The sequence below is a fragment of the Sphingomonas hylomeconis genome (genome assembly GCF_025370105.1).
GTDB lineage: Bacteria > Pseudomonadota > Alphaproteobacteria > Sphingomonadales > Sphingomonadaceae > Sphingomonas > Sphingomonas hylomeconis.
Window position 1 is genome coordinate 64,399 of record NZ_JANQBK010000013.1, and the last position, 12,333, is coordinate 76,731.

A 12,333-nucleotide genomic window follows, 5' to 3' on the forward strand; every position below is an offset into this window, starting at 1 on the left:
CCAGTGTTGCTCGTGGTCGCCCTCACCCCGCGCCGCTACGCGGCTTGCCCCTCTCCCGAAGGGAGAGGGGTGGAAACGGGCGGCGGCTTGATGCATGAACCCCTCATGCTCGACATGCGCCCCGATTGCGAACGCTGCGGCGCGGACCTGCCGGCGCAGGCCCCCGGGGCGTTCATCTGTTCGTTCGAATGCACGTTCTGCGCGGAATGCGCCGAGGCGCTCGACGAGCGCTGCCCCAATTGCGGCGGCGAACTGATGGATCGCCCGACCCGCACCGGCAAGGCGCTGGCCGGCAATCCGGCGGTGACGAGCCGCCGCTTCCAGTCGTGACGCTGCGCAAGACTCCGCGCATCCTGATCATCGCCGGCTCCGATTCGGGCGGCGGCGCAGGCATTCAGGCCGATATCAAGACCGTCACCATGCTCGGCGGCCATGCCATGACCGCGATCACCGCGATCACCGCGCAGAACACATTGGGCGTACAGGCGGTGATGCCGGTGCCGACCGAGATGGTGCTGGCGCAGATCGACTCCTGCGTGTCGGACATCGGCGTGGATGCGGTGAAGATCGGCATGATCGGCTCGGCCGAGACGACGCTCGCGGTTGCCGAGCGGTTGGAGCGTCTGGACGTGCCGATCGTGTTCGATCCGGTAATGGTCGCCACCAGTGGTTCGGTACTGGCGGATGCGGCGACGATTGCGGCGTTCGAGCGGCTGATGCTGATTGCGACGGTGACCACGCCGAACCTGCCCGAGCTGGACGTGCTGGAGCGCAATTCCTTCTCCCATGATGCCTCACGGGATGACGCGGGACCACCGCATCCTCCCCCGCCAGGGGGAGGTGGCACGCGCAGCGTGACGGAGGGGGCGGATGTGGCGCACGCCGTTGTAGAGGACATCGCCGACCTCCCCCTCCGTCGCCTTCGGCGCCACCTCCCCCTGGCGGGGGAGGATGTCGAATGTCGATCCGACCTCGGTCATCTCCTTATCAAAGGCGGTCACGCCGACGGGCCGGATGTGACCGATCGTCTCCTCCTCGACGGCGAGGAAATCGCCCGCTGGACCAATCCCCGCATCACCACGCAGCACAGCCACGGCACCGGCTGCACGCTGGCCAGCGCGATCGCCGCGGGCCTTGGTGCCGGCCTGCCGCTGACCGACGCGATCGGGCGCGCGATCGCCTATGTCCGCGCCGCGTTGGGCCACGCCCCGGGGCTGGGCGAAGGCCATGGCCCGATGGGGCATGCGCTCGGTATTGCACCCTATGACGTGCTGACCCATGCCTAGTCTCAAACACGAAAAGCTCTGCCTTGCGCCCGTCGTCGGCGTTGACGAGGCCGGGCGCGGCCCGCTGGCCGGGCCGGTGGTGGCCGCCGCCGTCATCCTGCCGGCCAAGGGCATTCCCCGCGGCATCAATGATTCGAAGAAGCTCTCGCCCACCGAGCGGCTGCGGCTGCACGATCGGTTGCAGGCTTGCGCGATTGTCGGCGTCGGGATCGTCGAAGCGGATGAGATCGACAGCCTCAATATCTATTGGGCGACGATGAAGGCGATGACGCTGGCGGTCGACGCGGTCGCCGCAGCGGGCGGCTGCGCGCCGGGCCATGTGCTGGTCGATGGCAACCGCCTGCCGCGCTGGGGTTACGAGGCGACGCCGATCGTCAGCGGCGATGCGATCAGCCTGTCGATCGCCGCCGCCTCGATCGTCGCCAAGCATACCCGCGACACGATCATGATCGCGCACGCCGAATCATATCCGCAGTACAATTGGCATTCGAACAAGGGTTATGGCTGCCGCGTGCATCTCGCGGCGCTGCGCGAACATGGCCCGTCGCCGCTGCACCGGCGCAGCTTCGGGCCGGTCGCGCAGACTTTTCTCGATTTTTGAGCGGGTATCTGGCGCGCTGAGTCTTTTGCGCCACACCCCATCACTGGTGGCCTGTGGATAAGTCGGGACTCAATATCTGGATACGCTCCCGAAATGTTCTCACCGCTTCACGATTTGGCAGGGATTTTCGTTAACCAATGTTCGCTTGACCGGAGTCCGCACATCCGCAGGGATGGCCGGGCAAGACACGGGGGCTAGGTTAATGGGCGTTATCGACAAGGTACGGGCACGGGAGCGGACGCCGGCCGAACAGGTCAAGGCACCGGCTGCGGACCTGCCGCTCGACCAGATCCTGATGGGCGAATGCATTGCCACGATGCGCGCGCTGCCGGCCAAGTCGGTCGACCTGATCTTCGCCGATCCGCCGTACAATCTGCAGCTGGGCGGCGATCTGTCGCGCCCCGATGGCAGCCATGTCGACGCGGTGACGGACGAATGGGACAAGTTCGATTCGCTCAGTGCCTATGACAAGTTCACGCGCGAATGGCTGGCCGAGGCGAAGCGCATCCTGAAGGACAATGGCGCGATCTGGGTAATCGGCAGCTATCACAACATCTACAAGGTCGGCGCGGCGATCCAGGATCTCGGCTATTGGATCCTCAACGACATCGTGTGGCGCAAGTCCAATCCGATGCCCAATTTCAAGGGCACGCGTTTCACCAACGCGCATGAGACGCTGATCTGGGCGTCGATGGGCGAGAAAGCACGCTATACGTTCAACTATCGCAGCATGAAGACGCTCAACGACGAGTTGCAGATGCGCAGCGATTGGGAGTTCCCGACCTGTGGCGGGCAGGAACGGCTCAAGAAGGACGGCGTGAAGGTTCACCCGACGCAGAAGCCCGAGGCACTGATCTACCGCATCCTGCTGGCCTGCACCAAGCCGGGCGACGTGGTGCTCGATCCGTTCTTCGGCACCGGCACGACCGGCGCGGTGGCCAAAAGGCTGGGGCGGCGCTGGATCGGGATCGAGCGCGAGGCAGACTATTGCGCGGCGGCGATCGAGCGGATCGAGGCGGCATTGCCGCTCGACGAATCCGCGCTGAAGACGATGCAGAGCCCCAAGGCGGCGCCGCGCGTCGCGTTCGGCACGATCGTCGAGAACGGCATGCTGACGGCGGGCGCGGTGCTGGTCGATGCGAAGCGGCGCTACAGCGTGACGGTGCGGGCGGACGGCTCGGTCCTGTCGGGCGACACGACCGGATCGATCCACAAATTGGGCTCGGTGTTGCAGGGCGCGCCGGCGTGCAACGGCTGGACCTTCTGGCATTACGAAACGCCCGAGGGGCTGAAGCCGATCGATACGCTGCGCCAGACGTATCTGCTGGCGACGCAGGTCTGACTCGATCCAGTAATTTCTACCCCGGCGAAAGCCGGGGCCCAGTCGCGAAGGTGGAGGTAACGGTGCGCAACGCCAGATACTGCATCGTTTGCCTACTGGACCCCGGCGTTCGCCGGGGCGGTAGCTAAGGGCAAACGACCGTGACGCTCCACCTCCGCCCCACGCAGTTCGTGGATTCCCCGATCGGCCGCGATGGGGAGGTCGCGCGTCTCGCCGGGGGGCTGCAATGGTTCGCCGCCTATGACGTGACCGAGGGTGACGCCCACCGCACCGTGACGATCGCCGATTTCGATCGCACGTTCGCGAGCGACGAGCGTGCCACAGAACTGCACGCCGCGATCACCGCGGGGCGCGCGCAGCTGACGCTCGGCGACCGTGTACTGCGGTTCGACCAGCCGAGCGTCGCGGCGATCCTCAACATCACGCCCGACAGCTTTTCCGACGGCGGCGCGCATCTCGACGACGCGGCGGCGGCGGCCGGCGCCGGGTTCGACATGACCGTCGCGGGCGCGACATTGATCGATATCGGCGGTGAATCGACCCGGCCTGGCGCGCCGACGGTGTGGGAGGGCGACGAGATCAAACGCGTCGTGCCGGTGATCGAGCGGCTCGCCGCGGGCGGCGCGCTGGTCTCGATCGACACGCGCAAGGCCGCGGTGATGGAGGCGGCGCTCGCGGCGGGCGCGGGAATCGTCAACGACGTATCGGCGCTGCTGTGGGACGATCGCGCGCTGGAGTTGGTGGCGCAGGCGGGCTGCCCGGTGATCCTGATGCACTCGCCCGATCCGGCCAAGGGCCCGCATGGCGGCAGCGGGTATCGCAACGTCCTGCTCGACGTGTACGACTGGCTGGAGGCGCGGATCGCCGCGGTGGTGGCCGGGGGCGTGGACCGGGCGCGGATCATCGTCGATCCCGGCATCGGCTTCGGCAAGACGCTGCAGGAGAATCTCGCCTTGCTCAACGGCCTGGCGCTGTTCCACGGGCTCGGCTGCCCGATCATGCTGGGGGCGAGCCGCAAGCGGCTGATCGGCGCCCTGTCCAACGAGGCGCCGGCCAGCGACCGGCTCGGCGGATCGGTCGCACTGGCGCTGAAAGGTGCAGACGCCGGCGTGCAACTGCTGCGCGTCCATGACGTGGCCGACACCATGCAGGCGCTGCGGGTCTGGCGCGGCTGCAAGGACCAGGCCCTGGTGGGGCGCTGATGCACCCATTTGCGCGCACGCCGCGTTGGGCCTGACGCCGCGTAGAGGGAGTGTTTGATGATCGTCGATTCGGTGCCGCGTATCCGGTACATCGTGTCTGAAGTCTGGCGACCGCTGATCGCGTTGTTCGTGTGGGACTGCCTGGTGACGATCACCTATTACGTGATGCCGTTCAAGGCGCCGTCACTGCCGCTCACCCTGTTCGGCTCGGCGCTGGCGCTGTTCCTCGGCTTTCGCGACACCTCCGCTTATCAGCGCTGGTGGGAGGGCCGCGTATTGTGGGGCGCGATGATCAATTCCTCGCGCAGCCTGGCGCGTGCGGCGCGCAGCTATCTGCCCGACGCCGAGGGCCGCGACCTGCAGCGCGCGATCATCCTGCGCCAGATCACCTATGTGCAGGTGCTGCGCTGCCAGCTCCGGCGGCAGGATTCGACGCCGGAACTGACCCGTTTCCTGTCCGAGGACGAGGCCAAGCCGGCGCTGGCGCGCAGCAATCGCGCCAACGGCATTCTCGACGGCACCGGCCGGCGCGTCGATCAGGCACGTGCCAATGGCTGGATCGATACCATGCAGCAGGCCTCGATCGAGCGCACGCTGGTGGATATCGCCAACGCGCAGGGCGGGATGGAGCGGCTCAAGAACACGCCGCTGCCCAATCAGTATCGTTTCTTCCCGACCTTCTTCACGCGGCTGTTCTGCGTGCTGCTGCCGATCGGACTGGTCGAGACATTGGGCTTCGCCACGCCGATCGGATCAACGATTGCCGGGCTGATGTTTCTCGCAGTGCTGCAGATCGGCGAGGATCTGGTCGATCCATTCGCCGATAGCGTGCACGATGTGCCGCTGACCGCGATGACCCGCACGATCGAGATCGATCTGCTGGAGGCGCTGGGCGATCCCGCGCCGGCGCCTATCGTGCCCGTCAAGGGCGTGTTGTGGTGAGGATTCAGGCGGCGGCGTTGTCGATTCCGAGTTCGCCCAGTTTGCGGTAGAGCGTCGAACGGCCGATGCCGAGGCGGCGCGCGACTTCGGTCATGCGGCCGCGATAATGGCCGATCGCCAGCCGGATGACGTCGGCCTCGATCTCTTCCAGCGCGCGCAGGTTCCCATCGGCGTGGAACAGCGTGACCCCACCGCTGGTCGCCATCGGTGCCGGACCGGGGGCGGTATGGCGCTGTTGGCTCAAGGCGGCGATCTGCGGGAAATCGACGCGAGTCAGCGCGTCGCCGTCGCATAGCACGGCGGCGCGGAACAGCGCGTTCTGCAGCTGGCGGACATTGCCGGGCCAGTCATAGCCGCCAAGCAGCGCCAACGCGTCGTCGGTGATGCCGAGCGGGCGCAGCCCGGGCTGCTGCGCGACGCGGGCGAGCAGGTGGCGGGTGAGCGCGGGGATGTCGCCGGTGCGCTCGCGAAGCGGCGGGATCGTCACCTGGACGACGTTGAGGCGGTAATAGAGATCCTCGCGGAAGCGACCCGCCTCGACTTCCTCGATCAGTTTCTTGTTGGTCGCGGCGATGACGCGCACGTCGACCTCGCGCGGATGGCGCGCGCCGATCGGCTGTATTTCGCCCGACTGCAGCACGCGCAGCAATTTGACCTGCGCCTCGAGCGGCATCTCGCCGACCTCGTCGAGCAGGATCGTGCTGCCGTCGGCCTCCTGGAAACGCCCGATCTTGCGCTCGAACGCACCGGTAAAGGCGCCCTTTTCGTGCCCGAACAGCTCGGATTCGACCAGATTGGCCGGGATCGCGCCGCAATTGACCGTCACCATCGTGCGCTTCGCGCGCGGCGAGGCGGCATGGATCGCCTCGGCGACGACTTCCTTGCCGACGCCGCTCTCGCCTTCGAGCAACACGGCGACGCGGGCGCGCGCCGCCTTGGCGGCGATCGCCAGCGCGGAGCGGAAATCGGGCGAGGAGCCGACGATCTCGTCGAACGCGAGCAAGGCGGGGATCTTCTCGCTCAGCGGGCGCAATTCACCCGCCGCCATGCCGGCGACCGCCGCGTCGAGCGCCGAGAGCAGCCGTTCGGGCGCCAACGGCTTGACCAGGAAATCGGTTGCACCCGAGCGCATCGCCGCCACGGCGTGCGCCACCGAGCCATTGGCGGTGAGCATCAGCAGCGGCAAAGCGGGGCGGCGCACGCGGATTTCGGCGATCAGCGCGGCGGCGTCGGCCTCCGGCGCCCAGTGATCGAGCAGGATCGCATCGAGCTGCATGCCGTCCTGCGTGCCGAGCATGGCGATCGCCATTTCGCCGTCATTGGCGAACACCGCTCGCCAGCCGCGACGCGCGGCGATCGCGGCGACCAGGCGCCGCTGCGCCGGTTCGTCATCGATCAGCATCAACAGGCGCTGTCCGTTACGCGTCATTCTGTGTCCCGTCCCATCGTCGCCCGCATCCTTAACGGCGCGGGGTAAAGACGGGCTTAAGCCTGTGCCCGGGCGCTGGCGCCTTGGGACTTGAGGGACGGGCGGCGTAAGGCTAAGCGAGAGAGGAACACGTTTAACGGGGATCAGAGGATATGGCCGGTAACGGTGACATGAAGGCGCATGAGGGCACCTACGCGCAGGTGATCGGCATGCTGAAATGGGGCGCTGTCGCCTGTGCCGTGGTCGCCGCCGCGGTGATCTACCTGATCTCGCGCTAAGCGCCGCCCGCGTGAAGATCGCCGTCTTGAAGGAGCAGGCCGCCGGGGAAAGCCGCGTTGCCGCGACTCCCGAGACGGTCAAGAAATTCATCGCGCTCGGCGCCGAACTGGCGGTCGAGGCCGGGGCGGGGGTGTCCGCTTCCTATGCCGATGCGGATTATGCCGCGGCCGGCGCCAGCCTGGGCGACCGCGCGGCGACGCTGGCCGGGGCCGACATCATCCTCGGCGTGCAGGGGCCAGACGCAGCATCGCTGGCCGGCGCGGCGCCCGGCGCCTGGCTGGCCGCCAGCCTCAACCCGTTCGGGGCCGGAGAAAACGGGGGGCGCGCGCGCGTCGATGGCTATGCCGCGGCGGGGATCGAGGCGCTGGCGATGGAATTCATGCCGCGCATCACGCGCGCGCAGTCGATGGACATCCTGTCCTCGCAGTCGAACCTCGCCGGATACAAATCGGTGCTCGATGCCGCGGCGGAATATGGCCGCGCCTTCCCGATGATGATGACCGCGGCGGGCACGGTTTCCGCCGCGCGCGTGTTCGTGATGGGCGTCGGCGTCGCCGGGCTGCAGGCGATCGCCACCGCGCGGCGGCTGGGCGCGCAGGTCTCGGCGACCGACGTGCGCTCGGCGACCAAGGAGCAGATCCTGTCGCTGGGCGCCAAGCCCGTGTTCGTCGAGAATGTCGCCGGGATCGAGGGCGAGGGATCGGGCGGCTATGCCGGCGAGATGAGCCCGGAATATCAGGCGGCGCAGGCGGAACTGGTCTCCAGCCATATCGCCAAGCAGGATATCGTCATCACCACCGCGCTGATCCCGGGGCGCCCGGCACCGCGGCTGATCTCGGAGCGCCAAGTCGCGAGCATGCGGCCGGGCAGCGTGATCGTCGATCTCGCGGTCGAGGCCGGCGGCAATGTCGAGGGCGCAGTGGCCGGCGAGGTCGTGACGGTGAACGGCGTGAAGATTGTCGGGCACCGCAACGTCGCCGGGCGGCTGGCGGCGGATGCGAGCGCGCTGTTTTCGCGCAACCTGTTCAATTTCCTGAGCGCGTTCTGGGACAAGGAAACGGGCAAGCCTTTACTCGACGACGAGATCGGCGATGCGATCCGGCTGACCAAGGGCGGCAAGGTCGTGAACGCGCGGTTGACCGCATGATCCTCCCCGGAACGGGGAGGGGGACCGCCGAAGGCGGTGGAGGGGGCGGGCCGCAAGCGCACCGCCCGGAAGTGTATACCGCGCGCAAGCTCCGCAGGGAAATGAGCCTGCCGGAAGTGCAACTGTGGCAACGTCTGCGCGGCGGCAAGGTCGGCCTGAAGTTTCGACGGCAGCATCCGATCGGGCCGTACATCGTCGATTTTTACTGTCGCGAGCCTGGGCTGGCGGTCGAAGTGGACGGCGAAGGTCATAATCGAGGGGGCCGCCCGCAGCGCGATGAGCGGCGCGATGCGTTCTTGACTGAAAATGGCCTGCGCGTCTTGCACGTGGCGGCGGCCCGTATTTTGAAAGACCCGGACGATGCTGCCGAAGCAATCGCAGCGTATGCGGCCTGCCCCCTCCACCATTTGCCGGAAGAGGCAAATGGTCCCCCTCCCCGTGCCGGGGAGGACTAGGTAATGGGCCTGCTTAACGCCACCGCCGCGGATCCGCGCGAGCTGATCGACAAGCATGGCGAGGCGCTGACCGACGGCGAGACGGTGTATTTCGTCTACAAGACGGTGCGCGATTACATCGCCTTCACCAACTGGCGCGTGCTGTACATCAACGTGCAGGGGCTGACCGGCAGCAAGCGCGAATACCTGACCGTGCCGTATCGCTCGATCACCGCTTTCTCGATCGAGACGGCGGGCACGTTCGATCTCGATGCGGAACTGAGCATCTATCTGTCGGGGCATGACGGGATCGAGTTCAAGGTCGGGCGCAATACCGACGTGCGCGGGCTGCAGAGCTTTCTCGCGCAGAGGCTCGACCGATAAGGGGACGACCATATGGACTTCATCAGCATTCTCTCCATCTTCGTGATGGCCTGTTTCGTCGGCTATTACGTCGTCTGGTCGGTGACGCCGGCGTTGCACACGCCGCTGATGGCGGTGACCAACGCGATCTCCTCGGTGATCATCGTCGGCGCGCTGATCGCGGCGGCGGCGGCGGGGATCGGGGGGACGGGAGCGACCTCGAAATGGCTCGGGCTGCTCGCGGTGGTGCTGGCGAGTGTGAACATCTTCGGCGGGTTTGCGGTGACCGCGCGGATGCTTGCGATGTACAAGAAGAAGCCGGCGGCAGCGGCCAAACATTGAGTTCGTCACCCCGGGCTTGACCCGGGGTCCCGCTTCTTTCCGCGCGGGACAATCGCGGGACCCCGGCTCAAGGCCGGGGTGACGACAAGGGGTAGAGAACAGAATGGAACATGTTGCGGTAAATCCCTGGGCGTCGCTCGCCTATCTGATCGCCGGGGTGTGCTTCATCCTCGCGCTGCGCGGCCTGTCGTCGCCGGCGACGTCGCAGCGCGGCAATCGCTACGGCATGATCGGCATGACGATCGCCGTGGTGACGACGCTGCTGACGCATGTGCCGATGATCGCGGCACAGATGCAGGCATGCATTACGGAAGCGCCCGGATCGACAATCAGCAGCCTACCCATTTGCGGGCCGACTTTTCTCACAACCCATATCGCTTGGATCACCGTCCTCGAAATCCTCGCGGCGATCGGCATCGGCGCGGTCATCGGCCTCGTCACCGCGAAACGCATCGCGATGACCGACATGCCGCAGCTCGTCGCCGCGTTCCATTCGCTGGTCGGCCTGGCCGCAGTGCTGGTCGCCGCTGCCGCCTTCCTCAACCCTGTGGCCTTCGGCATTGCCGATGCCGCTGGCCAGATCCTCACCGTCTCGCGCATCGAAATGGGCCTCGGCATCGCGATCGGCGCGATCACCTTCTCCGGCTCGGTGATCGCGTTCCTCAAGCTGAACGGCAATATGGGCGGCAAGCCGATCATGCTGCCCGGCCGCCACGTCATCAACCTCGCGGTGCTCGCCGCGATCATCGGGCTGGTCGCCTATTTCACGCAGGATCAGAGCGCCTGGGTGTTCTGGACGATCACCGCGCTTTCCTTCGCGATCGGCTTCCTGCTGATCATCCCGATCGGCGGGGCGGACATGCCGGTCGTCGTGTCGATGCTGAACAGCTATTCGGGCTGGGCGGCGGCGGCGATGGGCTTCACGCTGCACAATAGCGCGATGATCATTACCGGCGCGCTGGTCGGCTCGTCGGGCGCGATCCTCAGCTACATCATGTGCAAGGCGATGAACCGCAGCTTCATCAGCGTGATCGCCGGCGGCTTCGGCGCGGAAGCGGCGACGGGCGACGGCGAGGCGAAGGAGCAGCGGCCGTGGAAGCGCGGCTCGGCGGAAGACGCCGCCTTCCTGCTGCAGCAGGCCGAACAGGTGATCATCGTCCCCGGCTACGGCATGGCGGTGGCGCAGGCGCAGCATGCGCTGCGCGAGATGGGCGACAAGTTGAAGGAGCACGGCGTGCGCGTGAAATATGCGATCCACCCGGTCGCCGGGCGCATGCCGGGGCATATGAACGTGCTGCTCGCCGAAGCCAACGTGCCGTATGACGACGTGTTCGAGCTGGAGGATATCAACGGCGAATTCGCGCAGACCGATGTCGCGTTCGTGATCGGCGCCAACGACGTCACCAACCCGGCGGCCAAGACCGACAAGACGTCGCCGATCTACGGCATGCCGGTGCTCGACGTGGAGAAGGCCAAGACCGTCCTGTTCATCAAGCGCAGCATGGGCGGGGTCGGCTATGCCGGCGTCGACAATGACGTGTTCTATATGGACAATACGATGATGCTGCTCGCCGACGCCAAGAAGATGGTCGAGGAAATCGTCAAGTCGCTCGACTGAGCGCTCCCGCCATTGCGGCGGCGAGATTGCTCCGGAACGGCGGCAAGCCCGCGCCGCCGCGCCCGCCGATCCGGGCGGGGCGCGCGGTCGATCCGGAACGGATGGATTGCGCCTCCCGCAATTCAGTGAAATGCGTATTCCGGACGACAGCGGTGCTGGGGGGCCGGTGGAGTGATCGACGACGCCTTATCCTATGATGTGAAACCCGGCGCGCTGCTGATCGCACCGCCGGATGCCACCGCCGCGGCAGAAGCGATCGCGCTCGCCGGGGCGCGGATTCAGCAGCACAACAGCTGGGCCGATGCGGCGGCCGCCGTGGCGCGACCGCTGCAGTTCGATCTTTTGGTGCTCGAGGCGACCGGCGTGGCGGCGGACGTGCTGGACGAGACGCTTCCGCTGCTCGACCGCGAGGCACAGCGGCACGGCGCGCGGATCGTCGTCGCGCTCGACGTGGCGCAGATCGACACCGTTTCCACGCATCTGTTCGGCCGGCACGTCCAATTGCTGTGCCAGCCGAGCACGAGGGAGCGTGTCGCCGCGCTGACGCTGGCCGGGGCGATGCGGCTCGATGCGGCGGTCGGCGAGATCGGCGGCGATGCCGAGGCGGCCCGGCTGCGGCGCTTGAACGAGGAAGTGGCGCGCATTGCCGAGACGCTGGCGCGGCTGACCCGCGAGGACGGCCTGCCCGAGCGACCGGGACCCAGCGTCGGCGACCGCCGCAACGGTTATGGCGCGCCGCCCGTGGGAGACGTGGTCGGGCCGCACGATCTAAGGCAGGCGATCCGGGCGCGGCGACTGCGTGGGCAATTCTTCGATCCCACGCTGCTCGAGGATCCGGCCTGGGACATGCTGCTCGACCTCTACGCCGCCGAGCTGGAGCGCGCGCAGGTCTCCGTCTCGTCGCTGTGTATCGCCGCCTCGGTCGCGCCGACCACCGCGTTGCGCTGGATCGCCAAGATGACCGATGCCGGGCTGCTCGAGCGCCACCCCGACCCGTTCGACCGGCGCCGGGCGTTCATGGCGCTGTCGGGCAATGCGCGCGACGGCATGCGCGGCTATTTCGCCGCGACGAGGCGCGCCGGGCTGACGATCGCCTGACCGCCGGTCGTCTGAACGGATGCGCCTGAGCACTTGCCAGCGCGCGCCGGGTTTGGCATGCGCTCCACACCGTGCTGTCGGCGCGCGGGCGATTAGCTCAGTTGGTAGAGCGTCTCGTTTACACCGAGAATGTCGGCGGTTCGAGCCCGTCATCGCCCACCACTTCCCCTTTTCAGCGGTAGCCAACGGCCCTCACTGGGTTGCAAGAGCCCCGGAAACCCGCCACTTTCATAGCATCAAGGGTTCTCAC

14 protein-coding genes and 1 tRNA gene are annotated in these 12,333 nt (G+C 67.1%); 14 read left to right on the top strand and 1 reads right to left on the bottom strand.

Annotation, left to right across the window (positions count from 1 at the left end; all coding sequences use genetic code 11):
- Positions 1-105: 105 nt before the first annotated feature.
- The 6 genes from NV401_RS14240 to NV401_RS14265 all read left to right on the top strand — a co-directional run bounded on the left by NV401_RS14240 (position 106) and on the right by NV401_RS14265 (position 5,373).
- Complete coding sequence (locus NV401_RS14240; protein WP_261295122.1) at positions 106-330, top strand: DUF1272 domain-containing protein; 225 nt, start codon at positions 106-108, stop codon at positions 328-330.
- 2 nt (positions 331-332) lie between these two features.
- A complete protein-coding gene (gene thiD, locus NV401_RS14245; RefSeq protein WP_261295123.1) occupies positions 333-1,286 on the top strand; it encodes a bifunctional hydroxymethylpyrimidine kinase/phosphomethylpyrimidine kinase in 954 nt (317 codons plus the stop codon).
- Positions 1,279-1,887, top strand: a complete 609-nt coding sequence (locus tag NV401_RS14250) for a ribonuclease HII (protein ID WP_261295107.1) — start codon at positions 1,279-1,281, stop codon at positions 1,885-1,887. The genes thiD and NV401_RS14250 overlap by 8 nt, the downstream gene beginning before the upstream one ends.
- A gap of 202 nt (positions 1,888-2,089) precedes the next feature.
- The gene (locus NV401_RS14255) at positions 2,090-3,229 is read left to right on the top strand and encodes a site-specific DNA-methyltransferase (protein WP_315369608.1); all 1,140 of its coding nucleotides are present in this window, start codon (positions 2,090-2,092) and stop codon (positions 3,227-3,229) included.
- A gap of 140 nt (positions 3,230-3,369) precedes the next feature.
- Positions 3,370-4,431 carry a dihydropteroate synthase gene (gene folP, locus NV401_RS14260; protein ID WP_261295108.1) on the top strand — a complete coding sequence of 354 codons (1,062 nt, stop codon included), beginning with the start codon at positions 3,370-3,372 and terminating at the stop codon, positions 4,429-4,431.
- 57 nt (positions 4,432-4,488) lie between these two features.
- A complete protein-coding gene (locus NV401_RS14265) occupies positions 4,489-5,373 on the top strand; it encodes a bestrophin family protein (RefSeq protein ID WP_261295109.1) in 885 nt (294 codons plus the stop codon).
- 4 nt (positions 5,374-5,377) lie between these two features.
- Here NV401_RS14265 and NV401_RS14270 read toward each other — a convergent pair whose 3' ends face one another.
- A complete protein-coding gene (locus tag NV401_RS14270; RefSeq protein WP_261295110.1) occupies positions 5,378-6,802 on the bottom strand; it encodes a sigma-54-dependent transcriptional regulator in 1,425 nt (474 codons plus the stop codon).
- Positions 6,803-6,954: 152 nt separating this feature from the next.
- On the opposite strand from NV401_RS14270, the gene NV401_RS14275 reads away from it, so the two are divergent.
- From NV401_RS14275 to NV401_RS14310, 8 genes are all read left to right on the top strand, one after another.
- Positions 6,955-7,080: an aa3-type cytochrome c oxidase subunit IV gene (locus NV401_RS14275; RefSeq protein ID WP_261295111.1), complete on the top strand. Its 126-nt coding sequence runs from the start codon at positions 6,955-6,957 to the stop codon at positions 7,078-7,080.
- Positions 7,081-7,091: 11 nt separating this feature from the next.
- Positions 7,092-8,228 (top strand): NAD(P) transhydrogenase subunit alpha, encoded by a 1,137-nt coding sequence (locus NV401_RS14280; protein WP_261295112.1) that lies wholly within the window; start codon positions 7,092-7,094, stop codon positions 8,226-8,228.
- A 101-nt stretch (positions 8,229-8,329) separates the two neighbouring features.
- Positions 8,330-8,683: an endonuclease domain-containing protein gene (locus NV401_RS14285; RefSeq protein WP_261295113.1), complete on the top strand. Its 354-nt coding sequence runs from the start codon at positions 8,330-8,332 to the stop codon at positions 8,681-8,683.
- Between the two features lie 3 nt (positions 8,684-8,686).
- The gene (locus tag NV401_RS14290) at positions 8,687-9,046 is read left to right on the top strand and encodes a PH domain-containing protein (RefSeq protein WP_261295114.1); all 360 of its coding nucleotides are present in this window, start codon (positions 8,687-8,689) and stop codon (positions 9,044-9,046) included.
- 12 nt (positions 9,047-9,058) lie between these two features.
- Positions 9,059-9,367, top strand: a complete 309-nt coding sequence (locus NV401_RS14295; protein ID WP_261295115.1) for a proton-translocating transhydrogenase family protein — start codon at positions 9,059-9,061, stop codon at positions 9,365-9,367.
- 103 nt (positions 9,368-9,470) lie between these two features.
- Positions 9,471-10,985: an NAD(P)(+) transhydrogenase (Re/Si-specific) subunit beta gene (locus NV401_RS14300; protein WP_261295116.1), complete on the top strand. Its 1,515-nt coding sequence runs from the start codon at positions 9,471-9,473 to the stop codon at positions 10,983-10,985.
- Between the two features lie 171 nt (positions 10,986-11,156).
- Positions 11,157-12,083, top strand: a complete 927-nt coding sequence (locus tag NV401_RS14305) for a MarR family winged helix-turn-helix transcriptional regulator (protein ID WP_261295117.1) — start codon at positions 11,157-11,159, stop codon at positions 12,081-12,083.
- 86 nt (positions 12,084-12,169) lie between these two features.
- Positions 12,170-12,245, top strand: a tRNA-Val gene (locus NV401_RS14310).
- Positions 12,246-12,333: the final 88 nt, after the last annotated feature.

What these genes read in the sequence shown, in the direction of transcription:
- NV401_RS14265 (WP_261295109.1), top strand. Translation starts at nt 4,489, where the DNA reads ATGATCGTCGATTCGGTGCCGCGTATCCGGTACATCGTGTCTGAAGTC.
- NV401_RS14240 (WP_261295122.1), top strand. Translation starts at nt 106, where the DNA reads ATGCTCGACATGCGCCCCGATTGCGAACGCTGCGGCGCGGACCTGCCG.
- NV401_RS14255 (WP_315369608.1), top strand. Translation starts at nt 2,090, where the DNA reads ATGGGCGTTATCGACAAGGTACGGGCACGGGAGCGGACGCCGGCCGAA.
- NV401_RS14285 (WP_261295113.1), top strand. Translation starts at nt 8,330, where the DNA reads ATGAGCCTGCCGGAAGTGCAACTGTGGCAACGTCTGCGCGGCGGCAAG.
- NV401_RS14275 (WP_261295111.1), top strand. Translation starts at nt 6,955, where the DNA reads ATGGCCGGTAACGGTGACATGAAGGCGCATGAGGGCACCTACGCGCAG.
- NV401_RS14300 (WP_261295116.1), top strand. Translation starts at nt 9,471, where the DNA reads ATGGAACATGTTGCGGTAAATCCCTGGGCGTCGCTCGCCTATCTGATC.
- NV401_RS14295 (WP_261295115.1), top strand. Translation starts at nt 9,059, where the DNA reads ATGGACTTCATCAGCATTCTCTCCATCTTCGTGATGGCCTGTTTCGTC.
- NV401_RS14290 (WP_261295114.1), top strand. Translation starts at nt 8,687, where the DNA reads ATGGGCCTGCTTAACGCCACCGCCGCGGATCCGCGCGAGCTGATCGAC.
- NV401_RS14270 (WP_261295110.1), bottom strand. Translation starts at nt 6,802, where the DNA reads ATGACGCGTAACGGACAGCGCCTGTTGATGCTGATCGATGACGAACCG.
- NV401_RS14250 (WP_261295107.1), top strand. Translation starts at nt 1,279, where the DNA reads ATGCCTAGTCTCAAACACGAAAAGCTCTGCCTTGCGCCCGTCGTCGGC.